This window comes from Nocardioides sp. cx-173 (assembly GCF_021117365.1).
Lineage (GTDB): Bacteria > Actinomycetota > Actinomycetes > Propionibacteriales > Nocardioidaceae > Nocardioides.
The window spans coordinates 1,835,717-1,861,582 of record NZ_CP088262.1; the positions used below are offsets into that span (position 1 = coordinate 1,835,717).

General features: G+C 70.8%; 30 protein-coding genes and 2 pseudogenes. 19 read left to right on the forward strand and 13 right to left on the reverse strand.

The genetic code is table 11. From position 1 onward, the window contains the following. Positions 1-47: 47 nt before the first annotated feature. Positions 48-1,061, reverse strand: a complete 1,014-nt coding sequence (gene sepH, locus LQ940_RS08895; RefSeq protein WP_308217442.1) for a septation protein SepH — start codon at positions 1,059-1,061, stop codon at positions 48-50. Between the two features lie 56 nt (positions 1,062-1,117). On the opposite strand from sepH, the gene LQ940_RS08900 reads away from it, so the two are divergent. Then, complete coding sequence (locus tag LQ940_RS08900) at positions 1,118-1,738, forward strand: trimeric intracellular cation channel family protein (RefSeq protein ID WP_231245057.1); 621 nt, start codon at positions 1,118-1,120, stop codon at positions 1,736-1,738. 22 nt (positions 1,739-1,760) lie between these two features. On the opposite strand, the gene LQ940_RS08905 is transcribed toward LQ940_RS08900, so the two are convergent. Then, complete coding sequence (locus LQ940_RS08905; RefSeq protein WP_231245058.1) at positions 1,761-3,065, reverse strand: D-arabinono-1,4-lactone oxidase; 1,305 nt, start codon at positions 3,063-3,065, stop codon at positions 1,761-1,763. Further along, positions 3,058-4,266: an MFS transporter gene (locus LQ940_RS08910; protein ID WP_231245059.1), complete on the reverse strand. Its 1,209-nt coding sequence runs from the start codon at positions 4,264-4,266 to the stop codon at positions 3,058-3,060. Before LQ940_RS08910 ends, LQ940_RS08905 begins: the two co-directional genes overlap by 8 nt. Positions 4,267-4,299: 33 nt before the next feature. On the opposite strand from LQ940_RS08910, the gene LQ940_RS08915 reads away from it, so the two are divergent. From LQ940_RS08915 to LQ940_RS08925, 3 genes are all read left to right on the forward strand, one after another. Next, positions 4,300-5,397, forward strand: a complete 1,098-nt coding sequence (locus LQ940_RS08915; RefSeq protein WP_231245060.1) for a ferrochelatase — start codon at positions 4,300-4,302, stop codon at positions 5,395-5,397. Beyond that, positions 5,394-6,245, forward strand: a complete 852-nt coding sequence (locus LQ940_RS08920) for an inositol monophosphatase family protein (RefSeq protein ID WP_231245061.1) — start codon at positions 5,394-5,396, stop codon at positions 6,243-6,245. The genes LQ940_RS08915 and LQ940_RS08920 overlap by 4 nt, the downstream gene beginning before the upstream one ends. Before the next feature lie 111 nt (positions 6,246-6,356). Continuing rightward, the gene (locus LQ940_RS08925) at positions 6,357-6,647 is read left to right on the forward strand and encodes a DUF4193 domain-containing protein (RefSeq protein WP_231245062.1); all 291 of its coding nucleotides are present in this window, start codon (positions 6,357-6,359) and stop codon (positions 6,645-6,647) included. Between the two features lie 40 nt (positions 6,648-6,687). On the opposite strand, the gene LQ940_RS08930 is transcribed toward LQ940_RS08925, so the two are convergent. Together LQ940_RS08930 and LQ940_RS08935 are read right to left on the reverse strand one after the other, a co-directional pair. Next, positions 6,688-7,005, reverse strand: coding sequence for a DUF4235 domain-containing protein (locus LQ940_RS08930; RefSeq protein ID WP_231245063.1), 318 nt, complete (start codon positions 7,003-7,005; stop codon positions 6,688-6,690). Positions 7,006-7,007: 2 nt separating this feature from the next. Beyond that, positions 7,008-7,472, reverse strand: coding sequence for a DUF3093 domain-containing protein (locus LQ940_RS08935; RefSeq protein WP_231245064.1), 465 nt, complete (start codon positions 7,470-7,472; stop codon positions 7,008-7,010). A gap of 51 nt (positions 7,473-7,523) precedes the next feature. Between LQ940_RS08935 and dut the strand changes: the two genes are divergently transcribed. Genes dut through LQ940_RS08955 form a run of 4 tightly spaced genes read left to right on the forward strand, consistent with a single transcriptional unit; the run spans position 7,524 to position 9,747 of the window. Then, positions 7,524-8,003 (forward strand): dUTP diphosphatase, encoded by a 480-nt coding sequence (gene dut / locus LQ940_RS08940; protein WP_308217443.1) that lies wholly within the window; start codon positions 7,524-7,526, stop codon positions 8,001-8,003. A 16-nt stretch (positions 8,004-8,019) separates the two neighbouring features. Next, positions 8,020-8,658, forward strand: coding sequence for a DUF3710 domain-containing protein (locus tag LQ940_RS08945; protein WP_231245065.1), 639 nt, complete (start codon positions 8,020-8,022; stop codon positions 8,656-8,658). A gap of 10 nt (positions 8,659-8,668) precedes the next feature. After that, positions 8,669-9,022 carry an OB-fold nucleic acid binding domain-containing protein gene (locus LQ940_RS08950; RefSeq protein WP_231245066.1) on the forward strand — a complete coding sequence of 118 codons (354 nt, stop codon included), beginning with the start codon at positions 8,669-8,671 and terminating at the stop codon, positions 9,020-9,022. Further along, positions 9,019-9,747: a DUF3159 domain-containing protein gene (locus tag LQ940_RS08955; protein WP_231245067.1), complete on the forward strand. Its 729-nt coding sequence runs from the start codon at positions 9,019-9,021 to the stop codon at positions 9,745-9,747. Before LQ940_RS08950 ends, LQ940_RS08955 begins: the two co-directional genes overlap by 4 nt. 165 nt (positions 9,748-9,912) lie before the next feature. Here LQ940_RS08955 and LQ940_RS08960 read toward each other — a convergent pair whose 3' ends face one another. Then, positions 9,913-10,800, reverse strand: coding sequence for an HNH endonuclease signature motif containing protein (locus LQ940_RS08960; protein WP_231245068.1), 888 nt, complete (start codon positions 10,798-10,800; stop codon positions 9,913-9,915). Positions 10,801-10,847: 47 nt separating this feature from the next. Between LQ940_RS08960 and LQ940_RS08965 the strand changes: the two genes are divergently transcribed. The 3 genes from LQ940_RS08965 (at position 10,848) to LQ940_RS08975 (ending at position 12,915) form a co-directional block, all read left to right on the forward strand. Then, entirely contained in the window at positions 10,848-11,099 is a 252-nt protein-coding gene (locus tag LQ940_RS08965) for a hypothetical protein (RefSeq protein WP_231245069.1), read from the forward strand. A gap of 9 nt (positions 11,100-11,108) precedes the next feature. Beyond that, positions 11,109-11,315 carry a hypothetical protein gene (locus LQ940_RS08970; RefSeq protein WP_231245070.1) on the forward strand — a complete coding sequence of 69 codons (207 nt, stop codon included), beginning with the start codon at positions 11,109-11,111 and terminating at the stop codon, positions 11,313-11,315. A gap of 361 nt (positions 11,316-11,676) precedes the next feature. Next, entirely contained in the window at positions 11,677-12,915 is a 1,239-nt protein-coding gene (locus tag LQ940_RS08975; RefSeq protein WP_231245225.1) for an IS256 family transposase, read from the forward strand. A gap of 469 nt (positions 12,916-13,384) precedes the next feature. Here LQ940_RS08975 and LQ940_RS08980 read toward each other — a convergent pair whose 3' ends face one another. Continuing rightward, entirely contained in the window at positions 13,385-14,053 is a 669-nt protein-coding gene (locus LQ940_RS08980; RefSeq protein ID WP_231243668.1) for a potassium channel family protein, read from the reverse strand. After that, positions 14,053-14,700, reverse strand: a complete 648-nt coding sequence (locus LQ940_RS08985) for a potassium channel family protein (RefSeq protein ID WP_269214830.1) — start codon at positions 14,698-14,700, stop codon at positions 14,053-14,055. The genes LQ940_RS08980 and LQ940_RS08985 overlap by 1 nt, the downstream gene beginning before the upstream one ends. 61 nt (positions 14,701-14,761) lie before the next feature. Here LQ940_RS08985 and LQ940_RS08990 point away from each other — a divergent pair, with 61 nt between their 5' ends. From LQ940_RS08990 to LQ940_RS09000, 3 genes and pseudogenes are all read left to right on the forward strand, one after another. Continuing rightward, positions 14,762-16,804, forward strand: a complete 2,043-nt coding sequence (locus tag LQ940_RS08990) for an APC family permease (RefSeq protein ID WP_231243670.1) — start codon at positions 14,762-14,764, stop codon at positions 16,802-16,804. Further along, positions 16,801-17,916: a class I SAM-dependent RNA methyltransferase gene (locus tag LQ940_RS08995; protein ID WP_231243671.1), complete on the forward strand. Its 1,116-nt coding sequence runs from the start codon at positions 16,801-16,803 to the stop codon at positions 17,914-17,916. The genes LQ940_RS08990 and LQ940_RS08995 overlap by 4 nt, the downstream gene beginning before the upstream one ends. Before the next feature lie 140 nt (positions 17,917-18,056). After that, a pseudogene (locus tag LQ940_RS09000) lies at positions 18,057-18,261 on the forward strand (IS3 family transposase); the annotation flags it as partial. Here the strand turns inward: LQ940_RS09000 and LQ940_RS09005 are convergent. The 5 genes and pseudogenes from LQ940_RS09005 to LQ940_RS09025 form a co-directional block, all read right to left on the reverse strand. Further along, a pseudogene (locus LQ940_RS09005) lies at positions 18,231-18,612 on the reverse strand (IS3-like element ISTesp3 family transposase); the annotation flags it as partial. The pseudogenes LQ940_RS09000 and LQ940_RS09005 overlap by 31 nt on opposite strands. Before the next feature lie 89 nt (positions 18,613-18,701). Then, entirely contained in the window at positions 18,702-19,160 is a 459-nt protein-coding gene (locus LQ940_RS09010) for a DedA family protein (protein ID WP_231243672.1), read from the reverse strand. Continuing rightward, complete coding sequence (locus tag LQ940_RS09015; protein ID WP_231243673.1) at positions 19,111-19,251, reverse strand: hypothetical protein; 141 nt, start codon at positions 19,249-19,251, stop codon at positions 19,111-19,113. The genes LQ940_RS09010 and LQ940_RS09015 overlap by 50 nt, the downstream gene beginning before the upstream one ends. A gap of 44 nt (positions 19,252-19,295) precedes the next feature. Beyond that, complete coding sequence (locus LQ940_RS09020) at positions 19,296-21,911, reverse strand: ATP-binding protein (protein WP_231243674.1); 2,616 nt, start codon at positions 21,909-21,911, stop codon at positions 19,296-19,298. A 68-nt stretch (positions 21,912-21,979) separates the two neighbouring features. Next, positions 21,980-22,732, reverse strand: a complete 753-nt coding sequence (locus LQ940_RS09025; RefSeq protein WP_231243675.1) for an alpha/beta fold hydrolase — start codon at positions 22,730-22,732, stop codon at positions 21,980-21,982. 180 nt (positions 22,733-22,912) lie between these two features. On the opposite strand from LQ940_RS09025, the gene LQ940_RS09030 reads away from it, so the two are divergent. From LQ940_RS09030 to LQ940_RS09050, 5 genes are all read left to right on the forward strand, one after another. Next, positions 22,913-23,521, forward strand: a complete 609-nt coding sequence (locus LQ940_RS09030) for a GntR family transcriptional regulator (RefSeq protein WP_231365088.1) — start codon at positions 22,913-22,915, stop codon at positions 23,519-23,521. Then, positions 23,505-23,810 carry a helicase-related protein gene (locus tag LQ940_RS09035; RefSeq protein WP_231243677.1) on the forward strand — a complete coding sequence of 102 codons (306 nt, stop codon included), beginning with the start codon at positions 23,505-23,507 and terminating at the stop codon, positions 23,808-23,810. Before LQ940_RS09030 ends, LQ940_RS09035 begins: the two co-directional genes overlap by 17 nt. 384 nt (positions 23,811-24,194) lie before the next feature. Further along, positions 24,195-24,851: a response regulator transcription factor gene (locus LQ940_RS09040; protein ID WP_231243678.1), complete on the forward strand. Its 657-nt coding sequence runs from the start codon at positions 24,195-24,197 to the stop codon at positions 24,849-24,851. A gap of 211 nt (positions 24,852-25,062) precedes the next feature. Continuing rightward, the gene (locus tag LQ940_RS09045) at positions 25,063-25,485 is read left to right on the forward strand and encodes a hypothetical protein (protein WP_231243679.1); all 423 of its coding nucleotides are present in this window, start codon (positions 25,063-25,065) and stop codon (positions 25,483-25,485) included. Further along, a complete protein-coding gene (locus tag LQ940_RS09050) occupies positions 25,482-25,850 on the forward strand; it encodes a hypothetical protein (RefSeq protein ID WP_231243680.1) in 369 nt (122 codons plus the stop codon). The genes LQ940_RS09045 and LQ940_RS09050 overlap by 4 nt, the downstream gene beginning before the upstream one ends. The last annotated feature ends 16 nt before the right edge of the window (positions 25,851-25,866 follow it).

The following is a 25,866-nucleotide window of genomic DNA, read 5'->3' on the forward strand; positions in this document are numbered from 1 at the left end:
CCGCTGACCCGTCCCAAAGTATGTGACGGGTCAGCGGTGGGCCGGGGCTACTGGTCGCTGCCGCCGAACATGATCTCGTCCCAGCTCGGGACCGAGGCGCGGCCGCGCTTCTTGGGCTTGCGGCTAGGCGGCTCGTCGGCGGCGGGGCCCGCCTCCGGCTCGTGGGCGACGGCGGCCTCGGCGGCCTGCTCGCGCAACGCCGGGTCGTCGGATGCGGGGGAGTCGTCGAGGAACGCCTCGACCGGTGTCTCGGAGCCGAGCGCGGCCGGCTCGTCGTCCTTGAGCAGCTCCAGCACGTCGTCGCCGAGCGGCAGCTCGTCGGCGGGTACGGCGCTCAGGCGGCGCGAGCGGGCCTGCCGCAGGTCGTCGCGGGGCTCCGCGGCGGCGGGCGTCTCCGCGACCGCCTCGCCGACGAGCCAGCGCGCGTCCTCGTTGTCCAGGAGCACGTAGCTGCCGGGGACGTCGTAGGTGAGCTCTGCGGTGCCGCTGCGGCGCAGTGTCGTGAAGGTCGCCCGCAGGGCCCAGCGACCGTCCTCGCGGCGCCAGGCGTCCCACTCGACGGTCTCGGGGTCGACGTTGAGCGAGTGCAGGTGGGCCTCGACGGCGTCGCCGAGGATGCGGGCGCCGCCCTCGCCGGACCCGCGGCGCACCGAGGAGCGCTGGGCACGCTGCGCGACGTGCTCCCGCTCGGCGAGCACCGGGCCGGCGTAGACCATAATCCGCTCGACGCTCGTCTGGGCGGACTGCGCGACCGCCTCGGGTGACTCGCCGGCGCGGATCCGGGCCTGGATGTCGCGGGGGCGGAGGGATGAGTCCATCTGAATCTCCAACTGGCCGAGGCGAGAGGCGTCGCCGCGGAGTGCGGCCCGGAGGCTCTGGTCGATGTCGAGCGTGAACTCCGCACCCGCGTCGCTGACCAACAGGAGGCGCTTCCCGTCGTCGCTCACTCCAGCGAGCGTGAGGTGCGCCATGAGATCAGCTTCCTGGGGTCCTGCGGGTGGGTGGGGACGAGCCTTCGGTTGGGCCGAGCCTACGCCAGCGAAGGTGGTCGGCCCGGTCATCCCTCGGCGTGCCCGGACGCAAAAAATGTGAGGGATGCGACCACTAGGCTGCAGGAGTGCCCGGCACCCTCGTGAGCATCGACCTGGTGGGGATCTTCGTCTTCGCGATCTCCGGTGCCCTGGTCGGGGTCCGCAAGGAGCTCGACGTGTTCGGGGTCCTCGTGCTGGCCGGGACGACCGGCCTCGGCGGCGGGTTTCTGCGCGACGTCCTCATCAACGCCGCGCCGCCCGCCGCGCTGGCCGACTGGCGCTATCTGATGGTCCCGGTCGCCGCCGGCCTTCTCACCTTCGCCTACCACCCGCTGATCGGGCGGATGGAGAACATGATCAACGTCTTTGACGCCTTCGGCCTGGCGCTGTTCTGCGTCACCGGCGCGACGAAGGCCCTGGAGTACGGGCTCGGGCCGGTGCCCGCCGCGCTCATGGGGATGCTCACCGGCATCGGCGGCGGGATGATGCGCGATGTTCTCGCGGGTCGGGTGCCGGTCGTCTTCCGGGCGGAGCTCTACGCCACCCCCGCCCTCGCCGGCGCCGCGATCGCCGTGGGCGGCACCTCCGCCGACCTGCCGACGCCGGCCGTGGCCCTCGCCGGCGCCGGGGTGTGCCTGGTCTGGCGGCTGCTCGCCATGTGGCGAGGCTGGCACGCCCCGATGCCCTCGGGGCCTGCCAGCGTGTAGCCCGAGCGGGACGAGAGCCCGGTCAGGGCCCGAGCACGCGCCGCAGGTAGCCGTTGGCGAAAACCCGGTCCGGGTCCAGCCGGTCGCGCATCGCGAGGAACTCCTCGAAGCGCGGGTACAGCGGCGCCAGCCCGTCGGCCTGCCGGGTGTGGACCTTGCCCCAGTGGGGGCGACCGCCGTGGGCGCGCATGACCTGCTCCATCAGCGTGAAGTACGCCGTGTGGTCGGCGCGCCGGTGGGTGTGGAAGGCCAGGTAGAACGAGTCGCGCCCGCTCGCGGTCGACAGCGGGATGTCGTCGGCGGGGGCGACCCGGATCTCCACGGGGAAGCTCACGGTCAGGTCGGAGGCGTCCAGCGCGGCCCGCGCCTCGCGCAGCGCCGACAGGCCGGCCTCGCGCGGCACGGCGTACTCCATCTCCCGGAAGACCACGTCGCGCTGGGCGACGAAGACCCGGTGGGCGACGTCGGAGTAGGTGCGCGCGCCGAGGAGGCGGGCGTTGACGCGGTTCATCGGCGGGATCACCCGCGGGACCAGGTTGGCCGCGGCGGTGAGGGCGCCGAAGGCCTTGTTGGCGAGCAGCTCGTCGTCGAACCAGGCGCGCAAGCGCGGCAGCGGCTGGGCCTCGGAGAGGTCGGCGTCGAGGCGGTCGTTGCGCTTGGTGAGCATCCGGTCGCTGTGCGGGAACCAGTACATGTCCACGTGGTGGCTCTCGGCGGCCATCTGGTCGAAGCCGGCCAGCGCCTCGTCCCAGTGCATCGGCTGCTCGGTCGCCTCCAGCAGGAAGAGCGGCTCGACCCGGAAGGTCACCGTCGTGAGGATCCCGAGGGCGCCGAGCCCGACTCGCGCGACGGCGAGGACATCGGGGTTCTCGCTCTCGGTGGCGCGCAGCACCTCGCCGGTGCCGGTGACCAGCTCCAGGCCGACGACCTGCGAGGCCAGGCCGGCAACGACGCCGCCGGTGCCGTGGGTGCCCGTGGAGATGGCGCCGGCCAGGGTCTGCTCGGCGACGTCGCCCATGTTGTGCAGGCTCAGCCCCAGGGCCTCGAGGCCGGCGTTGAGGTGCTTGAGCTGGGTGCCCGCCAGGGCGGTCACGGTCATGGCGTCCCGGTCGACCGCGACGATCCCGGTGAGGCCCTGGGGGCGCAGCATGGTGTGCTCGGGGGCCGCGACCGCGGTGAAGCTGTGGCCGGTGCCGACCATCTTCACGGTGGTGCCCTCCGCGCGCGCCCGCTCGACGGCGGCGACGACGGACCCCACGTCGGCCGGGGTCGCCTCGCGCTCCGGGCGCGCGGTCACGAGGCCGGACCAGTTCTGCCACTCAGTCATGGGACATCACGGGGCTCACCGTAGTGGGCTCGCTCGTGCGGATGGCCTGGGCGGCGAGGACGGCCAGCGCGCCGCCGACGACGGGCACCAGGTAGGCCGCGGCGGCGCCACGGCTGTCGATGAGCACCCCCGCGAGGGCGGCTCCGGGAGCGACGCCGGCCACCAGGCCGGTCTGCAGCAGGGCCATGCCCTCGGTGATCCGCGCCGCCGGCACCACCTGCTCGCACAGCGACATCGTGGAGATGAGCGTGGGCGCGACGGCGAACCCCGCGACGAACAGCACCGCCCCCATGACGACCAGCGAGTCGATGAAGGTGAGGGGGGCCATCACCAGGGCCATCGCGAGGGTGCCCCACCGCAGCCGGTACGCCGGTCCGCGCCGCCAGGCGACGGCGCCGCTGAGGACGCCCGCGATCAGGCTGCCCGCGGCCCAGAGGGCGAGCAGCGCGCCGGCGTACGCCTTGGCGTCCTGCTCCTCGGCGAAGGCGACCGTGGCGACCTCGGCGGCGCCGAAGAGCACCCCGAGCATCGTGGAGACCACGCCCAGCGGCGCCAGCACCCGCCACGGCATCCGGGGCCGCTCGGATCGATCCGCGGTGGGCAGGTGCGGCGGCGGCTCCGTGCTGCGCTGAGCCGCGAACGCGTAGGTGCCCAGGACCCCGACCACGAGCGCCGTCGTGAGCCCGGCGACGGGGTGGATCGCGGTGGCCAGCACGGTGACCAGGATCGGCCCGACGATGAACACCGCCTCGTCGGCGACGGCCTCCAGCGCGAAGGCGGTCTGCAGCTCCTGGGGGTCGCGGGCGACGTAGGACCACCGGGCCCGCACGCAGCTGCCGACCGACGGCAGCGACGCTCCGGCGAGGACCGCCAAGGCGTAGGTCAGCACCGTCGGCCAGTCCGACTCCACCGACCACATCAGCAGCGCCAGCGCCACGCCCCAGACGCTGACGACCACGGGCAGCACGCGCGACTGCCCCAGGCGGTCCACCAGCTTGCCCTGGAGGACCGCGAAGAGCGCGTTGGCCAGCAGGTGCGCGGCCGAGACCGCCCCGGCGACCCCGTACGAGCCCGACGCGTCCTCGACGAGCAGGACGATGCCGAGCCCGACCATCGAGATCGGCAGCCGCGCGACCAGTCCGGTGGCGCTGAACAGGGCGCTCCCCGGCTTGGTGAGGATCTGGCGGTAGGTGTTGAGCATGGCCCGTGAACGATAGATCCATACGATGGGGGAGTGCCCAATCCAGATGCCTCCCCGTACGACGCCCTGCTCCTCGTCTCGTTCGGCGGCCCCGAGGCGCCGGACGAGGTCGTGCCGTTCCTGGAGAACGTGACCCGGGGACGCGGGATCCCGCGCCAGCGGCTGGAGGCCGTGGGGGAGCACTACTTCCTGCTGGGCGGCCGCTCGCCGATCAACGACCTCAACCGTGACTTGATGGCCGCCATCGAGGCCGACCTCCGGGCTGCCGGCATCGACCTGCCGGTCTACTGGGGCAACCGCAACTGGGACCCCTACCTGCGCGACACGCTGGCGCAGATGGCGGCCGACGGGGTGACCCGTGCCGCCTGCTTCGTGACCAGCACCTACTCGTCGTGGTCCAGCTGCCGGCAGTACCGCGAGAACCTCTACGACGCCGTCGACGGCCTCGAGGGCGCTCCGGCGCTGGACAAGCTGCGTCACTACTTCAATCACCCGGGGTTCCTGGAGCCCATGGTCGACGCCACGCTCGCGGCGCTCGCGGACCTGCCCGAGGACGTCCGTGCCGGCGCCCACCTCGCGTTCGTCACCCACTCGATCCCGGAGACCATGAGCGAGACCAGCGGCCCCGACGGGGGCGCGTACGTCGACCAGCACCTCAGCGCCGCGGAGGAGGTCGCGCGGCAGGTGGCCGAGACCACCGGCATCGCGCACCCGTGGCGGCTCGTCTACTGCTCGCGCTCCGGCTCGCCCGAGACGCCCTGGCTGGAGCCGGACGTCAACGACCACCTGCGCTCGCTGCACGAGGACGGCGCACCGGCGGTGGTGCTCGTGCCCAGCGGCTTCGTCTCCGACCACATGGAGGTCGTCTACGACCTCGACACCGAGGCGCTGGCGACGGCGCGCGACCTGGGCCTGCCGGCCCGCCGGGCCGCGACGGCGGGCACCGACCCGCGCTTCGTGGCCATGGTCCGCGACCTGCTCCTCGAGCGCGCCGCCGCCGAGCGGGGCGAGGCCGTGGTCCGCAACGCCGTGGGCCGCCTGGGCGCCAGCTGGGACCGCTGCCCGGTGGGCTGCTGCGCGAACCCCCGCGCGGATCGCCCGGCACTCTGTGGCGAGAGGGGCGACGCGTGACGACCCGTCCCGAGCCGGCCGCGCTGGCAGACCTGGCCGACCTGGCCGACCTGGCGCTGGAGACCGCCCGCCTCGCCGCCGAGCTGGTCCGGGGGCGCCAGGCGGCGGGCGTCAGCGTGGCCGCCACCAAGTCCAGCAACATCGACATCGTCACCGAGGCCGACCACGCCTCCGAGGCCCTGATCCGCGACACCATCCGTGCCCGGCGCCCGGCCGACGCGTTCCTGGGCGAGGAGGGCGAGGCCGAGGCCGGCACCACCGGGGTGCGGTGGATCATCGACCCGATCGACGGCACCGTGAACTTCCTCTACGGCCTGCCCCAGTACGCCGTGTCGATCGCGGCCGAGCTGGACGGCGAGGTGGTCGCCGGGGTGGTCCTCAACGCGGCCACCGGCCTCGAGTACGTCGCCCGCTGGGACGACGGACGCCTCGTCGCCACCCGCGACGGGCAACCGATCGCCGTACGCGGGGAGGCGCCGCTGTCGCACCGGCTGATCGGCACCGGCTTCTCCTACGACCGCGAGGTGCGCGTCGTCCAGGCGCAGGCCGTCACCCGTCTGCTGCCCCACATCCGCGACGTACGACGGCTCGGATCGGCGGCCCTCGACATGTGCGCCGTCGCCGACGGCCAGCTCGACGGCTACATCGAGGAGGGGGTCCACCTGTGGGACCACGCGGCCGCCGGGCTGATCGCGCGCGCGGCCGGCGCGCGCACCGAGCTGACCCGGGGCGCCGGCGGCCTGACCTTGATGCTGTGTGCTCCGGCTCACGGATTCGAGGAGTTCCGAGAGGCCACCCGTCAGGCCGGTTTCATGGCACCTGTCACCATCGCGGGCAACAGGGAATAGCCGAGCCCTGGGTCTGCGTTCACCGACCGGTCGCCGAGCCGGTGTTTGCCAGACCGAGGCGATAGTGCACAATCTGGCCCGCCACATACAGCCGAAGGGAGTGAGCGACGCATGGCTACTGACTACGACGCACCGCGTAAGAACGAGGAAGACCAGTCCGAGGAGAGCATCGAAGAGCTCAAGGCGCGTCGCCACGACAAGAACTCCGGCAAGGTCGACGAGGACGAGGCGGAGGCCGCAGAGGCGTTCGAGCTTCCCGGCGCCGATCTTTCCCACGAGGAGCTCGCCGTCGAGGTGAAGCCCAAGCAGGAGGACGAGTTCACCTGCATGAGCTGTTTCCTGGTCCACCACCGCAGCCAGCTGGCCGACAGCAAGAAGATGATCTGCCGCGACTGCGTCTGAGGACGTCCGTCACACCATCCGCCCCGGGGTCGGGACCTGCTCAGGTCACCGGCGTCGGGGCGGAGGCGTCCTGGTCGTCCTGGTGCAGCCCCGGGGGCAGGTGACCCGTGGACTTCGCGTAGTAGTCGGCCGCCTTGCGCGCCGCCAGCATCCGGGCCAGGGCGATGAACGTGCCGCTGACGGCCGCCCACGCCACCGCCTCCCAGACGTCCACGTCGGGGTCGGCCGGGTTGGCGGGCGGGTTCTTGCCGGTCGCCGCCTTCCACGAGGTGTTGAGCACCTTCTTGGTGATCGCGGCGGCGCCGATCGCAGCGCCGAGCGAGAAGACGGTCCAGATCTTGGAGCTGTCGGAGGCCATGGTCAGAGACTAGTCGCGGCGCGCAGCGCCTCGACCAGGCGCTCGGGATGGCGCGTGCTCACCAGCCAGTACGGCGTGGGGTCGGCCGGGTCGTTGACCGTGATCTTGACGGCGCGCTTGAGGTAGGGCCGCAGCACCAGGAACGCGCGCGCGTCCGCGTCCACGCCGGCGGCGCGGCGGGTCTGGTCGGCGTCGAGCGCGACGGCCGCCCCGAGATGGGCGACCTCGATGTGCGCCGGCCCGGCGCGCAGCTCGCCGCCGCGTACCTCGACGCGGGCCGAGCCGTAGGTGAGCAGCGCCGCGGCCAGCAGCCCCAGCGCGAGGGCCGTGGTCACCCAGGCGACCGGGCCCGGCACGGCCACGACGAGGGCCAGCCAGAGCGTCGCCACGAGCATGGTGCCCTGGACCCACCAGCGCAGGGGGACCGTCAGCCGCTCGGCGTACACGGTCTCGGCGGTGCTGGTCACGGGCTAAGCCTCGCATCCCTGCCGTCGTACTCGGTGCACTAGGGTCCGTCCGTGCCCACGCCCGACCCCGCCCCAGCCACGAGCGCGGTGACCATCGAGGTGGTCCGCCTGGACCCCGACCTGCCGCTGCCGTCGTACGCCCATCCCGGCGACGCGGGCGCCGACCTGGTGACGACCGTCGACGTGACGCTGGCGCCGGGGGAGCGGGCCCTGGTGCCCACCGGCGTCGCGATCGCACTGCCGGAGGGCTACGTCGCCCTCGTGCACCCGCGCTCGGGGCTGGCCGCGCGCCACGGCCTCTCCATCGTCAACACCCCGGGCACCATCGACGCGGGGTACCGCGGCGAGATCAAGGTGCTGCTCATCAACCACGACCGCACCGCACCGATCGAGCTGCGCCGCGGCGACCGGGTCGCACAGCTGGTCGTCCAGCGGTTCGAGCGGGCGCACTTCGCCGAGGTGGGGCAACTGCCCGACAGCGTCCGTGGCGTCGGGGGCTACGGTTCTACCGGGGGCTTCGGCCCATCCTGACCGCGAGGAGTAGTACGTGAAGTTCCGCCGCAAGTCCGACGTCGACGCCGCCCCCGAGGCGGTGGACGAGAGCGGCTCGCCGGACACCGAGAGCGGACCCACCGGCCCCTACGACGTGGACGACCTGCCCGACGACGGCGTCGAGCGCGTCGACCTGGGCTCGCTGGTGATCGCGCCCGAGGCCGACCGCGAGCTGCGGCTGCAGGTCGACGAGAAGTCCGGCAACGTCCAGGCCGTGGTGCTGGCCGGCCCCGACGGGGCCCTCGAGCTGCGCGCGTTCGCCGCGCCGCGGGGTGGCGACCTCTGGGCCGAGGTGCGGCCCCAGATCGCGGCCGACATGTCACGCCGCGGCGGCACGGCCACCGAGCGCGAGGGCGAGTTCGGTCCCGAGCTGGTCTGCCAGCTCACGGTGAAGCGTCCCGACGGCACCACCGGGACCCAGCCCTCGCGGATCATCGGCGTCAACGGGCCGCGCTGGCTGCTGCGCGCCACCCTGCTCGGGCGCCCGGCCCTGGAGCCCGAGGCAGCCGGGACCTGGATCGAGGCCCTTCGCCGGGTCGCCGTACGCCGCGGCGCGCACGCGCTGCCCGTCGGGGAGGCGCTCCCGCTCGTCATGCCGGAGAACGCCCGCCGCGTCGACCCGCCCACCCCGTGATGAGCCGGCCATGAGCAAGCTGCGACGCACGATCAGCCGGTGGGCCAACAGCTCCGACCAGCACGCCCGCGACCTGCGGCGCACCTACGCCGACTCCGGCGTCGCTACGATCGCCGACGCCCCCGACCGCGAGCTGGTCCGCCTGCGGGGGACGCTGCGTACCGTCACCCTGCGCCCGCGTGGCGGCGTACCCGCCCTCGAGGCCGAGCTGTTCGACGGCTCCGGGGTGCTCACCGTCGTGTGGCTCGGCCGCCGGCGGATCGCCGGCATCTCCCCGGGCCGCTCGATCGAGGTGCAGGGCCGCATCGGTGCCCACGACGGCATCCGAATCATCTACAACCCGCGCTACGAGCTGATGCCGTGAGCGAGTCCGCCTCCCACCACCCGCCCCCGCCGAGCGTCGCCACCGTCGAGGAGGTCGTGCGGGCGCAGCTGTCGAAGGCGCTGGGCGGCCGGCGCGGCATGCTCGAGGCCGCCGTGCCCACGGTGCTCTTCACGATCCTGTGGCTCACCACCCGCGAGCTGCCCATCGCGCTCGGCGTCAGCATCGGTGCCGCCGGGCTGACCCTGCTGGTCCGCCTGGTGCAGCGCTCGTCCCCGCAGTTCGCGCTCAACGCGATCTTCGGGATCGGCATCGGCTGGCTCTTCGTGCGCCTGGCCGCGAGCCGGGGTGGCAGCGAGGACGAGCAGGCGCTCGCGTACTTCCTGCCCGGCCTGATCTACAACAGCGGCTACTCCGTGGCGCTCGCCTTCTCCTGCCTGATCGGCTGGCCGCTCGTCGGCTTCATGGTCGGCAGCGTCACCGGCGACCCCACCGCCTGGCACGCCAGCCGCCAGATCGTGCGCCTGTCCACGCTGCTCACCTGGCTGCTCGCCGTCCCGTGCATCGTCCGGGTCGTCGCCCAGGCCCCCGTCTGGTTCGCCGGCAACTCCGGCGGCCTCGACGCCGACACCGCCGTCGCCGTCCTCGGCGTCCTCAAGATCGCCCTCGGCTGGCCCCTCCAGCTCGCCGCCCTCGGCTCCATGGTCTGGGTCCTCTCCCGCAACGCCACCCCCGTCGACCCCGCCGACCCCGTCGATCTCGCCTGACCCCGCGCCCTCGGTGGTCGAGGGGGCGAGGAGCGCCAGCGCTTGTCCTGAGGTGCGAGCGCAGCGAGCCTCGAAGGGACGAGCCTCGAGACCCCGCCACCAGTCGGTGTGGCAACAGCCTTCCGGACATGCCGGTCACCCCGCCGGTGGCGGGGTGTGGGGCGGTCAGGGTCTCCGGCGCTGGACCGGTTCGGTGCCGGTGTGGTCTCGCTTGTAGGCGTGGCCGTGGGGTGAGTGCCACAGGTAGGTGCCACGGTCCAGGACGTCGTAGGACCAGCGGCCGTGCGTTTTCAAGCGATGGTGCCCGCGACACAGCGGCGCTGAGTTGCACGAACAGGTCGGTCCACCCTTGTTGTACGAGATCACGTGGTCGTGGTCGCACCGTTCGGCGGGCCGGGTGCACCAGGGGAACACGCAGTGGTGGTCGACGAGGTCGTCCTGCTCGATGAGGCGGTCGGGGTGCTCGTAGGCCGCGACGTGAATGTGCTCGGCGAGGTCCCGCACGGGCTTGAGGTTGATGACGGTGTCGGGTGCGCCGCACCACTCGCGGATGGTCTCGACGAGCACGGGTCTGCGGCCGCATCTGCCGACGGTGACGTTCGGGTCCCCGAAGACGCCGGCCTGGTGGATGTGCAGGTCGATGAGCCGGGTGATCTTGATGCTCTTCTCGGTGGTTGAGGAAGGACGAAGTCCTGTCTCGAAACCACCGCCGCGGTCCTGGTCACCGAAGGGCAGCGTGTCCTGGCCGCGGGCGAGGTCGCCGGCGGCCTGGGCGCGTCGTACGTCCAGCGACTCGGTCGAGCCGGCGGCCTTGCGGTCGGCGGCGAGGCGGCTGATCGCGGTGTCGAGGTCGAGGGCGTCCTGGGCGTCCAGGGTGCCGTTGATCTCGATGGTGCCTTCGAGGGACATGGCCTCGGTGTGGATGTCGAGCGTGCGTCCGTCGGCGGCTTGGCGGCGGAGCTTCTCGGCCTGCTCGGGGTCGAACCTGGCGATCGCGGTGGTGATCTGGCGTTCGACCTCGGCGTAGGAGACCTTGTGCGCGCAGTAGCCCACACCCGGGCGTCGACGAACGCCGCGCCGGCCAGGGGTAGGCACATGGTGTGCTCGGCGATCCACCGGGCTTTCCAGAACCCGAGCTGACCGGCTTCGACGCGGGCCCAGATCCGTGGGAGGCGGTACTTGATCTCGAGGGCGGCGCCGATGTACCGCTTGGCGGAGTCGGTGGACATGCCCAGGGCGGCGCCGAGCTCCATGACCGCGAACTCGCTGACCATCGGTGCCCCGGGGCCGGCCAGGGGGATGCCGTGGTCGCCGAACGCGGCGTCGGCATCGTCGTGGGTCTCGTGCAGTGAGCACCAGTCGTGGACGAGATGGAGTCGGCCGAGCTCGACCTCGATCGCGGCCTGTGTGTGCGCGCGGACACCGTCGAGCAGCTGCCTGCTCTGGTCGGGTCCGGGGGTGCTCATGGGTCTACTCAAGCACCCGCCACCGACAGTCAAGAGGTCGAGAATGCCCTTTGTCCACAGGGTTCTGAGCACTTTCTGAACCTCTCGGTGGTCGAGGTGTGAAGGCGTGCAACGCGCCTCTTCGGTGGTCGAGGTGCGAAGGCGTGCAACGCCTGAGCCTCGAGACCCCCGCGGCCCGTCCGCCGTACCCCCGGGCTGCTTGTCGCCTCACTGGGTCTCGAGGCTCGTCGCTGACGCTCCTCGCACCTCGATCACCGAGATGGCGCGGGCCCCGGCGACCGTCCGCCGTACCCCCGGGCTGCTTGTCGGCTCACTGGGTCTCGAGGCTCGTCGCTGACGCTCCAGGAGAGTCCCGGGGAGTGGTGGGGTTTGAGGGCTGGCGGCGAGGCGTGAAGACGTAGACGGCCATCGGCGGGATCTTCGGTGTGTATCGACCAAGAGACACATTGAAGGAGAGCCACCGATGGCCTTGCCACAGTCTGCCCTGTCCGAACTCCTCGAGGCGTTCCGTGCCGGTGATGGCGCCGATCTGGTCCGCGACTCGGTCCGGGTCGCGCTTCAGGAGTTGATTGAGCTCGAAGCCGCCGAACGGATCGGTGCCGCACCGTATGAGCGCACCGATGGCCGCGTCACTGAGCGCAACGGCCACCGGCCGCGGATGCTGACCACCAAGGCCGGCGACGTCGAGCTGCGGATCCCGAAGCTGCGCAAGGGGTCGTTCTTCCCGATCATCCTCGAGCCCCGCCGCCGCATCGACCAAGCGTTGTACGCGGTGGTGATGGAGGCCTACGTCCACGGCATCAGCACCCGCAGCGTCGACGACCTGGTCGAAGCGATGGGCGGGGCCGGGATCAGCAAGTCCGAGGTCTCGCGGATCTGCGCCGGCCTGGACGAGACCGTCGGCGCGTTCCGCACCCGGACTCTGGATCACGTCGAGTTCCCCTACATCTACCTGGATGCGACCTACCTCCACGTCCGCAACGCCCCGGGCAAGGGCGGCCAGGTCGTGTCGATGGCCGTCATCGTCGCCACTGGCGTCACCGCGACCGGCGAGCGAGAGATCCTCGGCCTGGACGTCGGTGACAGCGAGGACGAGATCTTCTGGCGCAGCTTCCTGCTCAGCCTCAAGCAACGCGGCCTGGCCGGGGTGCGGCTGGTGATCAGCGACCAGCACTCCGGCCTGGTCAAGGCGTTGAAGCGGGCCTTCCAGGGTGTCGCGCACCAGAGGTGTCGGGTCCACTTCGCCCGCAACCTGCTCGCGCACGTGCCCAAGGGCCAGGCCGAGCTGGTGGCGACTGCGTTCCGGATGATCTTTGCCCAACCCACCGCCGAGGACGTCCACGCGGCGTGGGACAAGACCCGCGACGAGCTCGCCGCCCGGTTTCCCAAGCTCGGGCCCCTGATGGACGACGCGAAGGCCGAGGTGCTCGCGTTCACTGCGTTCCCGCGCGAGCACTGGCGCAAGATCTGGTCCACCAACCCCCTCGAGCGGGTCAACAAGGAGATCAAGCGCCGCTCCCGGGTCGTGGGCATCTTCCCCAACGCCGCCGCGGTCATCCGCCTTGTCGGGGCGGTGCTGATCGACATGCACGACGAGTGGATCGCCGGCGACCGCCGCTACCTGTCCGAGGGGTCTATGGCCAAGCTCTACGACACCAGCGATACTGACTCCGTCGCCGCCATCGAGAGCAGCGACGTGTAGGCACTGAGGATCACCTCAAAGCCCACCACCCCGCGGGGCTCTGTCGACGCTCCTCGCACCTCGACCACCGGAAGGCTTCGGTGGTCGAGGTGCGAAGGCGTGCAACGCCTGAGCCTCGAGACCCCCGCCACCCGACGCCGTATCCCAGGCTGCTTCCCGCCTCAGCGGGTCTCGAGGCTCGTCCCTTCGAGGCTCGCTGCGCTCGCACCTCAGGACAAGCGCTGGCGCTCCTCGCACCTCGACCACAGAGAGGACCGCGCCCCGTTCGGTGGTCGAGGTGTGAAGGCGCCCTGGCGCCTGAGCCTCGAGACCCCCGCACCCGATCGTCGTACCCCACGCTGCTTCCCGCCTCACCGGGTCTCGAGGCTCGTCCCTTCGAGGCTCGCTGCGCTCGCACCTCAGGACAAGCGCTGGCGCTCCTCGCACCTCGACCACCGAGGGGGCGCGGGACTGCGGCCGACCGGGCCGCTCAGCTGTGGGCGCGGGGGGCGAGGAGGTGCTCGAGCTCGTCCTCGCCGGTGTCCGGGATGACGAAGAGCAGTTCGTCGCCGGCCTCGACCGGCTGCTCGCCGTCGGGGACGTAGACCTGGCCGTCGCGCAGGATGGTGACGAGGGCGCAGTTCTCCGGGAGGGGGATCAGGCCGGAGGGCTTGCCGACGTACGGCGAGTCGGCGGGCAGCACCATCTCGACCAGGTTGGCGTTGCCCTTGCGGAAGGTGAACAGCCGCACCAGGTCGCCGACGGTGACGGCCTCCTCGACGAGGGCCGACATGATCCGCGGGGTGGAGACGTTGACGTCGACGCCCCAGGCCTCGGTGAACAGCCACTCGTTGTTGGGGTGGTTGACCCGCCCGACCGTGCGGGGCACCCCGAACTCGGTCTTGGCCAGCAGCGAGGTGACCAGGTTGGCCTTGTCGTCGCCGGTGGCGGCGATGACGACGTCGCACTTGTCCAGGCGCGCCTCCTCGAGGGAGGAGAGCTCGCAGGAGTCCGCGAGCAGCCACTCGGCGTCCGGCACCCGCTCGGGGTGGATGGAGCCGGGGTTCTTGTCGATGAGCAGGACCTCGTGGCCGTTCTGGATCAGCTCGCGGGCGATCGAGCGCCCGACGGCGCCGGCTCCGGCAATGGCGACTCGCATCAGCTCTCCTCGGGTCCGCGCTCGATCACCTGGTAGGCCTGTGCCGCGTTCTCCTCGCGCATCACCAGGTGGAGCAGGTCGCCCTCCTGGATCACGGAGTCACGGGCGGGCAGCATGCCCTCGCCCAGCCGGTCGATCCAGGCGATCCGGCTGCGCGACTGCTCCTGGAAGGCCACCGTGCGGTGACCGATCCAGGGCTCGCCGACGGGCACCTGGTCGAGGCGGATGGTGCCCGACGGGTCGCGGAAGTCCGGCTCGGCACCGGCCGGCAGGATCCGGCGCAGCACCTGGTCGGCGGTCCACTTCACCGTCGCCACCGTGGTGATGCCGAGGCGCTGGTAGACCTCGGCGCGGCCGGGGTCGTAGATGCGGGCGACGACCTGCTGGATCCCGAACGTCTCGCGGGCGACCCGCGCGGCGATGATGTTGGAGTTGTCGCCGCTGGAGACCGCGGCGAAGGCATCGGCACGGCGGATGCCGGCCTTCTCGAGGACCTGCTGGTCGAAGCCGTAGCCGGTCACCTTGTCGCCGTTGAAGCCGGGCCCGAGGCGCCGGAAGGCGTCAGGCTCGCTGTCGATGACGGCGACGGTGTGGTTGCGGTCCTCGAGGCTGCGCGCAAGGGTCGAGCCGACCCGGCCACAGCCCATGATCACTACGTGCACGCGGCCACCGTACTGCCCCGGCCGGGGTGCCGTACCCTTGCCGGCTGTGGGTGTCGGCGACGTCTCCAAACGAATCCTGCTGGGGCGCAAGCTGAGAAGCTCCCAGCTGGGGGAGACACTGCTCCCTAAACGCATCGCGCTGCCCGTCTTCGCCAGCGACGCTCTATCCTCCGTGGCCTACGCGCCCGACGAGGTGTTCATCATGCTGTCGCTGGCCGGTGCCAGCGCCTACGTCTGGTCCTGGAAGATCGCGATCGCGGTCGCCCTGGTCATGGCGGCGGTCATCGCATCGTACCGCCAGACCGTCCACGCCTACCCCAGCGGCGGCGGCGACTACGAGGTCGCCACGGTCAACCTCGGGCGCCGGGCGGGCGCGACCGTGGCGAGCGCGCTGATCGTCGACTACGTGCTCACCGTGGCGGTCTCGATCTCCTCGGGCTCGCAGTACGCCGCCGCGGCCATCCCCGCGCTCCAGCACCACGAGGCGACCGTCGGCGCCCTCATGGTGGTCCTGCTGACCGCGCTCAACCTGCGTGGGATCCGGGAGTCCGGCACGCTCTTCGCCATCCCGACGTACGCCTTCATGGTCGCCATCCTCGGGATGTGCGCCTACGGCTTCCTCCAGATGGCCACGGGCAACCTCCCGCAGGTGGAGTCCGCAGACCTCTCGATCACGCCGGAGCCGTCCTACGAGGGGGCGCTCACGACGATGGGGCTGCTGTTCCTGCTGGCGCGCGCGTTCTCCTCCGGCTGTGCGGCGCTGACCGGGGTGGAGGCGATCTCCAACGGGGTGCCCGCCTTCCGGCGGCCCAAGAGCCAGAACGCCGCCACGACGCTGCTGCTGCTCGGCCTGATCGCGGTGAGCATGATGGTCAGCGTCATCGTCCTGGCCAAGCAGATGGGGCTACGCTTCGTCGACCCGCATGACCTGGACCGGCTCACGCGTGACGGCGAGCCGCTGCCGGCCGACTACGACCAGCACGCGGTCATCGCCCAGATCGCGCGGGCGGTGTTCCACGACTTCGGACCCGGCTTCTACCTGGTCGTGACCGTCACCGGGGTGATCCTGGTGCTCGCCGCCAACACCGCCTTCAACGGTTTCCCGGTGCTCGGCTCGATCCTGGCCCGTGACGGCTACGCGCCCCGGGCCCTGGACTCCCGTGGCGACCGGCTGGCCTACAGCAACGGCATCCTCTTCCTCGCCGCGCTCGCCATCGTGCTGATCATCGCCTTCGACGCCGAGACCACTCGGCTGATCCAGCTCTACATCGTCGGCGTCTTCGTGTCCTTCAACCTCAGCCAGCTCGGGATGATCCGCCACTGGACCCGCCACCTGGCCACGGAGCGCGACCCGGCTGAGCGCCGCCGAATGATCCGCTCGCGCGCCATCAACACGATCGGCCTGGTCTTCACCGCGGTGGTCCTGGTCGTCGTGCTGATCACGAAGTTCCTCGAGGGCGCCTGGATCACGATCCTCGCGATGGTCTTCTTCTACGTGATCATGAACGCGATCAAGAGCCACTACGACAACGTCAACCTCGAGCTCGCGGCCGACGAGGAGGACAAGGTCCTGCCGACGCGGGTGCACGCGATCGTGCTGGTCTCCAAGCTGCACAAGCCGACGCTGCGCGCCCTGGCGTTCGCCAAGGCGTCTCGGCCCAACGTGCTCGAAGGCGTCTACGTCGCCACCGACGACGCCGCCACCAACAAGCTCCTGGAGGAGTGGGACGAGCGCCGGATGGACGTGCCGCTGAAGGTGCTGCACTCGCCCTATCGAGAGCTGGTGCGTCCGATCGTCCAGTACGCCTCCGAGATCCGGAAGGCCAACCCGCGGGGCGTCGTGGCCGTCTACATCCCCGAGTACGTCGTCGGGCGCTGGTGGGAGCAGCTGCTGCACAACCAGACCGCGCTGCGGCTCAAGGGCCGGCTGCTCTTCACCCCCGGCGTCATGGTCACCTCGGTGCCCTACCAGCTGCGCTCCTCCCAGATCGCCCGCGAGCGCGAGGAGCGTGACGACGCCCGGGTGCGCCCCGGCGACCTGCGCCGCGGCCGCGTCGCGGAGCGCGACGACCGGCAGATCCCGCGATGAAGCGCCATCCCCGCCAGAGGGCACCCCGCGGGAGGTCCCGGGTCGGCGAGCGGTTCGAGGCCGAGGTCGGCCGGGTCGCCCACGGCGGCCACTGCATCGTCCGCCTGCCCGAGCCCGAGTCCCGCGTGGTCTTCGTGCGACACACGCTGCCCGGCGAGCGGGTCGTCCTGGAGATCACCGAGGGCACGGAGGGCGACCGGTTCTGGCGCGGGGACGCGGTCGAGGTGCTCGAGCCCTCGGCGGACCGGGTCGTCCCGCCCTGTCGCTTCGCCGGTCCGGGCCTCTGCGGCGGCTGCGACTTCCAGCACGTCGCGCTCGAGCGGCAGCGCGCGCTCAAGGCCGACGTCGTCCGTGAGCAGCTGGCCCGTCTCGCCAAGCTCGACGTGGACGTGACCGTCGAGGCGGTGCCCGGCGACGACCACGGCCTGCACTGGCGCACCCGCCAGCGCTACGTCCCACTGCCGGGCGGCGCCCGCGGGATGCGCAAGCACCGCTCCCACGAGGTCGTCGAGATCGACGAGTGCCTGATCGAGGCACCGACCCGTCCGTCGTACGTCGTGGGGCCGCACGCCTTTGAGGTGGCCGACGACGGGTTCTGGCAGGTCCACCCGGGCGCCCCATCGGTGCTCGTCGACACGGTGCTGGATGCGTTGCGCCCACAGCCGGGGGAGCACGCCCTCGATCTCTACGCCGGCGTCGGTCTCTTCGCCCGCTTCCTGCTCGACGCGGTGGGGGACTCGGGCCGGGTCGTGGCGATCGAGGGCGACGAGCTGGCCTCGGAGCTGTCGATGACCAACTGCCCCGGCATCGAGGCCACCGCCGGCCGCGTCGACCACGTCCTGTCCGAGGCCTACCCCGAGCACTTCGACGTGGTCGTGCTCGACCCGCCGCGCGAGGGCGCCAAGCGGGCGGTCGTCGAAGCCGTGGTGGCCCGCTCGCCCCGGGCCGTCGCCTACGTCGCCTGCGACCCCGCCGCGCTCGCCCGCGACGTGGCCATCTTCGCCGAGCACGGCTACGAGCTCACCCGCCTGCGCGCGTTCGACCTATTCCCGATGACGCACCACGTCGAATGCGTTGCTTTGCTGACGAGAAGCGGCTCTGACCTGCGCTGATGCGATCTGGGCTCTCGGGGTTGCGTCCCGAGAAGAGGCCTTAAGGTCACTTTGGGCTCACTTTGAGTTCTCGGGCTCGGTTTCGGACGCCTCGCTCGCTCCCTTCGGAGAGTCCGTCGTGACGGCCTGAGGGCGCGCAGAACGGCCCATCCAAAGCCGAGTGCGTCCGCACCACGATCTTCCACTCGTCCCCTACCGAACCATCGCCGACGTCGAGTACGCCACCGCCGGCTGGGTCGACTGGTACAACAACCCAGGCTCCACGGCACCATGGGGATGATGAGCCCAGTGGAGTACGAGCAAGCCCACTATCCAGCCCTCAACCGAGAACTGCACCCCGTATAGGAACGGCAGAAATCCTGGGGCGCTTCAGCCTGCCAGGCGTAGAACGATAAGCGCGTCACCTCGACGAGCTCGCACAGCGACTCACCAGCGCGTCTTTCCGGCGAAGTACTTGGCCGCCCGCTGGAGGACCTGCCGCTCAGTAGTCAGCTTCGTCGTCTCGTCCCCGAGCGGCTCCGCCGAGGAGGTCGTCGTGGTCGTCTTGGACTGCAGGGGGCTGGAGGTCAGCGTCCCGTCGGCAGCGGCCTTCTTGCCCGTTCCGTACGCCTCGAGCCAGTGGCGCAGCGTGCCCCGCACGATGCCCAGGTCCTCAGTGATGCCGCGAACCGTGACCCCCAGCGTGGACTCGTACAAGTCGACGGCCTGACGACCGAACTCCTCGGAGTAGCTCTTCTGGCCACGGTTCTCGGACTATCTCGCTTCCCCAGCAGCAGATGGTGGAATCAGCGTGTCCAAGAACCGGGGTCACCCGTCCGCTCCTGACCCTGCTGGACGGTCTCAGCGTGGGCGTGAGCCGATCGCCGCCGGGTCGCAGCGATCGCCGCAAGCAGTCCGATCAGGACGAGTGCGGACAGAAGCGTGGTCGCCGGGTGGTGGTGCAGCGCTCCAGCCGCGAGCGTGCCGGCAAGCACCCAAAGCGGGTTCCACAAGGTGGAACCGATCGCCGATGCGACCAAGAACGTGCGGTACGGCAGCCCGACCGCGCCTGCCGCGGCAAGCATGAGGGTGCGAATCGTGGGGATGACCTGGCTGACCACCAGGGCCCCTCGGCCGTGCCGGCGCAGCAGTTCCTCACCTCGGTGCCACTGGCGAAGCCCGACTCGTCGGATCAGCCAGGACTCCTTCAGGCGGTCACGTACCTGCGTCCCAGGCGTAGTTGAGGTGGTCGCCGCACAGGGCACCCACGGTGGTGAGTCCGAGGAGCAGGACGAGGTCGCCGCGGGAGGTCACGGCCGCCAAGGACGTGATCGCGGCCTCGCCGGGGAGGATCATGCCGACCCACAACCCGAACCCACAGTCGTGGGTTCACGTGCTTGTCAGTTCGGGGTTCTTGGCTGCAGTAGGTCGCGGACAAGCTCGAGTGATTCCTCACGGCTCAGCTGGCTGCCAGTGTCGAGCAGATCATCGAAACACGCCGACCCTGCCGCATCCCGTACGGCGCCCGCGAGCTCCTCGTCGCCCCGCATCCACGCCCACACTCGCAGGCCCGCGCGACGGCGCAGGCCCTGGGTGGCACCTACCAGCAGTCCTGCCTTCTCCGTGTCGGCGAGGGCTAGGGCGAGCGCTGCCGAGCCTGCCAGGACTAGGCAGAAGCAGTGCGTGCTTGCCCCGGTGACGGCGAGGTCGAGTGCCCTCTCGAGCTGGTCGCGGGCCTCGTCAACGTCGTCACGAAGAGCCGCGAGACTGCCCAACACGACGTGCGAGACGGTGGCGAGCCAAGGGTAGTCGAACCGCTCGGCGAGTTGATGCGCCTCAGCCGCCAGACGCAGGCTGTCGCCGTGCTGCTCCAAGGCAGAGGCAACGGATGCGGACGTCAGCAGGGCCAGGGCTGTCCACATCGGCTCGTCCAGCCGGCGAAGCCGGTCGAGCGCGTCTCTCAATCCCGCTTGGGCGGCATTCAGATCGCGGGCGAGCATCGAAGTCCATGACATGAGTAGCCGCGACACGGCATCGAGGTAGGGATCGTCGACGGCTTCGAGAAGCACCGCCAAGCGCTCGCCTGTTGCTTGCGCAGCCACCGCGTCCCCCGCCTCGAGCGCTGTCACGAGCGTGGCACCCAGCAGGTCGGCACGATCGGCCGGCGGCAGCCCATCGGTGCGGAGCATCAGCTCGGCCACCCATGACCTGGAGTCGCCGATGATGGCGTCTCCCAAGCCGAGGAACGGCCACAGCACCCGGAACGCGGACAGCGATCGGAACAGGGGTGGGAGATGCGTGGAGTCATTGCTGAGGTGCCAGCGCACCGCCAGGGTGAGGTTCTCGTTCTCCCTGTGGAGGACGTCGGCGCATTCGCGCTGGCGGAAGCCACGCAACGACCTGTCGGCGCTCTCGGCCAGCGCCCGGTAATACTCCGCATGACGACGTCGCACCTCTTCGGTGTCAGGTCGAGCCGCCAGCCGCTCGGCGACGAACGCACGGACGGTGTGCAGCATCCGAGGCCGAGGGCCGGACCCGGTCCCCTCGAGATAGAGAAGGCTGTGCCGTGCCAGGCCCTCGGTCAGCTCCAGTGTTCGATCCTCGTCGAGGGCAGCGACATGGGCGGCCGCCCCGACGGTCCACCCGTCCGCGAACACCGTCAGCACCTCCAGCAGCGACCGCTCGGCCGGTCCGAGCATGCCGATGCTCCACTCCACCGTTGCCCGGAGGGTGCGTTGGCGTTCGGGGAGGTCCACCATGCCTGAGCCCAGCGTGTCGAACGACCGGGACAGTCTGCGCAGTATTGCCGGTGGGTTGAGGAGACGCACCCGGGCTGCGGCCAGCTCGATGGCCAGCGGGTGCCCTTCGAGCCGACGGCAGATCTCCGCCACAGCACGCGCGTCGTCCGTTGTCGGAGTGAAGCCGGGGCGTACCGCATGGGCCCGGTCCAGGAACAGGCTTACCGCTGGGTTCTCCGTGAGGCCCGCGAGCCCTGCCGGCTGCTGGGCGTCCGGGACAGGGAGGGGATCGACCGGGTAGGCGTGCTCGGCCCGCAGCCCCAGGACGGTCGTGCTGGTTGCGAGAACGGCGACGCCAGGGCTGCGAGCCACGAGCTCCGCCACGTGGCGGCCGGAGCTGACGAGCCGGTCGAGGTTGTCGAGGACCAACAGCCACCGGTCTTGACCGAGGAGAGCGGTCAGGGAGTCGAGCGGCGACGGCGCTGTAGCGACATCGCCTCCCAGCGCCCAGCCGATGCGGGGTATGACGGCCTCGGGGTCCTCCACGTCCGCGAGAGGGACGAACACGGTGCCAGCGCCGAACCGGTCGCGGAGACGATCGGCGACTGCTACCGCCAGCCGAGTCTTGCCGATGCCACTCGGCCCGGTCAGGGTGATCAGCCGGCGGTCGGAGCGAGAGATCAGCCCCGCCACCTCGTCGATCGCCGCGTCCCGGCCGAAGAGCGAAGTCGTGCTCGCCGACATCGCGGCAGGGACTGATACCGGTCGCGGGGGAGAGGGTTCCGGCTGGCTGGGACGACCCGGCTTCTCGCCGGTCGCGGCGAACCGCTCGCTCAGCAACTGTGCGAGGTCGTCGCGGACCAGGCGGCCCAGCTCGGTTGTGGTACGGAAGTGACGGTATGACGCTTCCTGCCGGATCCGCCGAATCATATCTGTCAACCTCGGCTCTCGGTCGGGCGCCGGAGTCTTCAGGTAGAACAACCGAGGCATTCCCTTGGACAGCTCGAGCTCCTCCTCCAGACCCGAGATGGCGAGCTCGGGGACGAGCTCGCCGTACCGCTGCCAGTACAGCCCGATGAAGACATCGCTCTGGGCCAGGTATGCCCGGTAGAGATCAGCGGGAAGATGCGGGCGAGCGCCCGCCTCGAACATCACCGGGGTCAGCCGCAGCGCCGAGACGGCGCGGGCGACCGCCCCACGCTCGGCCGCCAGCTCCCCCAACGTGGAGCTGACGAAGACCCGCAGACGCTGGTCAGGCGTCCGGATGCCCGACATCATGCGGGCCTCTCGCGCGCAGGTGTGTCCCTGTCATGGCGGTCTCCTCGTCCATTTCCGATGGGCGGGCCTCAGTCAAGAGTCGCGACGGCTGCCTCGTTGATCAGCTCGGCGACAACGTCGGGCTTCGATACTGTGACGGCGTGCGAGGCGTCGACCTCGACGACCGTGGATCCGGCCCGTTCGGACATAAATCGCTGGGCCTCAGCTGGAACAGCCAGATCCTGGGTGGTGATCAACGCCCACGACGGAATGGTCCTCCAGGCAACCTTGGTGGCGACGTCCTCCAGAGCGGTCGCCTCGATCGGCCGCTGGGCGGCGGCCATCAAGCGGGCGACATCCGCGGGCACGTCGGCGGCGAAGACCTCCTGGAACTTCTCCGGCTGGATGTACAGGTCCCTGCCCGTACCGGCGGCGTCAGGGGTGCCATAGACGACGGACTTGAGCGCGAGACCGAGCTCGCCTCCGGGGAACTTGGCTGCCAGCCCCCCGGTGCTCTCGCCGGCCTCGAGTTGGAAGCTGGCGACGTAGATGAGGGCCTTGACGTCAGGGTGACCGTCGGCTGCCTCGCTCATCACTGATCCGCCGTAGGAGTGGCCGGCCAGCACGATCGACCCGCCGATGCTGTCGAGCAAGGAGCGCAAGTACGCCGCATCCTCGTCCAGCCCGCGCAGGGGATTGGCGACGGCGATGGTCGGATAGCCCAAGCGGTCGAGATCGGCGATCACGCCGTTCCAGCTCGCCGATTCGGCGAACGCGCCGTGGACCAGAACGACGGTCGGCTTTCCGACGGCTATGGGCTGGGGCGCTTCGTCATTGCTCATTAGTAACTCCTTCAGAGGCGGTGAGGGTCCAATTCTGCATGCAATATATTGCGTATGGCCGGTGTGGGCAAGGCCGCAGAGAGGAGCGGACTTGCTTGGGCGGGCGGTGGGCAGGCAATATATTGCGTGCCCATTCCCCCAAGCGCGCCCAGCATCGATCGCCACCTCTTGCGTGACGAGGTGTTCCGACGGCTCAGGGACGCGATCGTCGATGGCACTTTCGCGCCCGGCGAGCAGCTGCGGGACGCCGAGGTGGCCGCCTGGCTCAGCGTCAGTCGGACGCCGGTCCGCGAAGCAATGCTGAGGCTCGCCGAAGCGGGACTTGTGGTGGCCCTGCCGGGTCGGTCCACCATGGTCAGCCCGCTTCACGTCCGTGATCTGCGAGACGCTCGCGACGTGGTAGCAGCGCTGCACGGCGTAGCGGTCAGAGAGGCGATGAGCAGGTTCACCAGGCCCGATATCGATGCGATGCGGGAGGCGAACGAACGATTCCGCGCTGCACTTGACGAAGGCGATGTCGACGCCGCTTTGCGCGCCGACGACGTCCTGCACGCCATCCCGGTGGCGGTGGCCGCGAACCGTGCACTGGCGGCCGTCCTGGACCAGTACACGCCGGTCCTGCGACGCGCCGAGCGGATGCGCTTCTCGACCACGGCAGGCCGAGCCTCCATTGCCCGGCACGAGCAGCTCATCGAATCCTGTCGCACGGGGGACAGCGAAGGGGCGGCAGCCGTGAACTACGACATCTTCCACAGCCTCTCCGGGACGGAGATTGACCAGAACCGGTGAGCGCCGAGGAACTTGCGTTCCTCTCCGCGAACGAGACGTCCAGACCTACGTCTCCCACTCTTCGCTGTCGGTAGACGAACGGCGACGCTCAGAACCGGCCTTCGCCGAAGCCCAGGACACCGTCATTGTCGCCACCTCAACGCTTGAGCTCGGCATCGATATCGGTGACCTCGACCGGATGATCCAGATCGATGCACCGCGGACCGTGTCGTCTTTTCTCCAGCGGCTCGGACGCACCGGCTCGTCGCGCCACCCGTCGACGGGAGAGCTCGGACTGGGCTCACGTTGATTCGCAAGCGACCGCAACAGCGTGCCGACGCGCGCGCGTGCGAAACGGCATCGCCGCAGGTCACGGGTTCGTTCTGCCTCATAGGTACAGGTGATCGCAAAGGATCGCGCTTACGCTCACGTTCATGTACGTCTTTCCGATGATCCACCACCACGTGGACTGCGTCGCGCTGCTGGAGAGGACGCCCGCCGCTACCGCGGGGGCCGACGGCCAGGCTCTGCGGTAAATGGCCCTTTGTAGTCATGCGAGGGCCGGGCGACTGGGTTAGGTTGCCGAATTGGACAACCAAGGAAAGCGGGGCTGGAGCACGGGACGGCCGCCTCCTTGCGCGGTGCAGGAGCCGGATCTCTGGGCCTGGTGGGATGGCGCCCAACGGGAGGCCGCATGAGGCTGCTGGTCGTGACCGATATCCGCCTCTACCGCGACGCCCTGGCCGCGGAGCTGCAGGCGCTGCCCGACGTCGAGCACCTCGAGGTGGCCGCGAGCGGGTCGGCGGCCGTCGTCGCAGCCCGGCGCGGCGAGTGTGACGTCGTGCTGCTCGACATGGCGCTGGAGGGAAGCACGCAGGCCGCGGTGGCGCTCGCCACCGCCCGGCCCGGCATCCGCCTGGCCGCCCTCGGCGTGAAGGAGGACGGGCCGGACGTGGTCGCCTGCGCGGAGGCCGGGGTCGCCGGGTACGTCGCGCGCGACGCCGGCCTCGACGACCTGGTGGACGCGCTCCGGGCGGTCCACCGCGGCGAGGTGCGCTGCTCGGGCACCGTGGCCGCCGGACTCGTCCGCCACCTCTCGCACCAGGCGCGGCTGCGACACGCCCTGCCCGTCCCGGCGCAGCTGACCAGGCGGGAGCGCGAGGTGCTGCGGCTGCTGGAGGCTGACATGTCCAACAAGGAGATCGCCCGCGCCCTGGAGCTCCAGCTGAGCACGGTGAAGAACCACGTCCACAACGTCCTGGCCAAGCTGGGCGCCTCCGGGAGGGCCCAGATCCCCGGGATCGTGGCGGGCCTGAACCTGGATCCGGTCTCCAGCCGGCCGTTCGGCTGACCGCGCCCGCGTCGTCGCGCCCCTGAGCGGCAGAGCGGCGCAGCGCCGCAGCACGTCAGGATCCAGGACCGCCTCGGCCTCGAGGCACAGACGACCCAGGACCCCTAGGCGGGGATCCGCTCCCAGGGACCGAAGAGCCACCCACGGACCGATTGCCCCCGATCGACTCGCGGCGCCTACTGGCAGGGCCGCATCGATCGAGGAGGCACGCGTGGAAGCTCGAGACGCCGACCCGCCGGCCCGACGCGTGCGCGTCGCCCTGATCGGGTGCACCGGGATCCTCGGCGAGCTCATCGGCAGGACGGTGCGCGACGACCCCGCTCTGGACGTCGCCGCCTCACTCCAGCGAGACGCCCTGAGCGTCCCGGAGGGCCAGTCACCCGAGCTGGACGCCGACATCGTCGTCTGGCACGAGGCCGACGAGCTCGAGGTCGCGCACTGGCTGAGCCGGGCCCACCCCGCCCCCCGGGTCCTGGCCACCCTGCACGACGGCCGGGACGCATCGCTGTGGCAGCTCGCTCCCCGGCGTACGCGGCTGGGAGAGGTCTCGCCGGCCGCCATCCTCGAGACCATCCGCGCGGGATCCGCGCGTCCCGAGCCGGACCCCGGCTCAGAGCCTGAGGAGACCAGATGACTGAGCGCCTGATCTGGGACGTCACCGTCCGCGCCGACGGCGGGCCGCAGGTCAGCGCCTCCGGCGAGATCGAGGTCGACGCCTACGACAAGCTGTCGGTCGTCGTGCCCGCCGGGGCCGACGTGGCCGTCGACCTCGGGCCGTCCGCGGCGGGCCGGATCACCGCCCTGGTCATCCTCCCGGCGATGCCCAGCAACGAGCTCTCCTACGACGTCGACGGCACCGACATCGGGCTCACCCACGCGCAGTTCCTCTTCGGCGGGGCGGTCGACCTGACCGGCAACCCCGCGGGGCTGACGCTCTCCAACGCCGGGAGCGAGGACGCGCCGGTGGAGATCTTCGTCGGGCGCGACGCGACGCCATGACCGACCTGGCTCGATC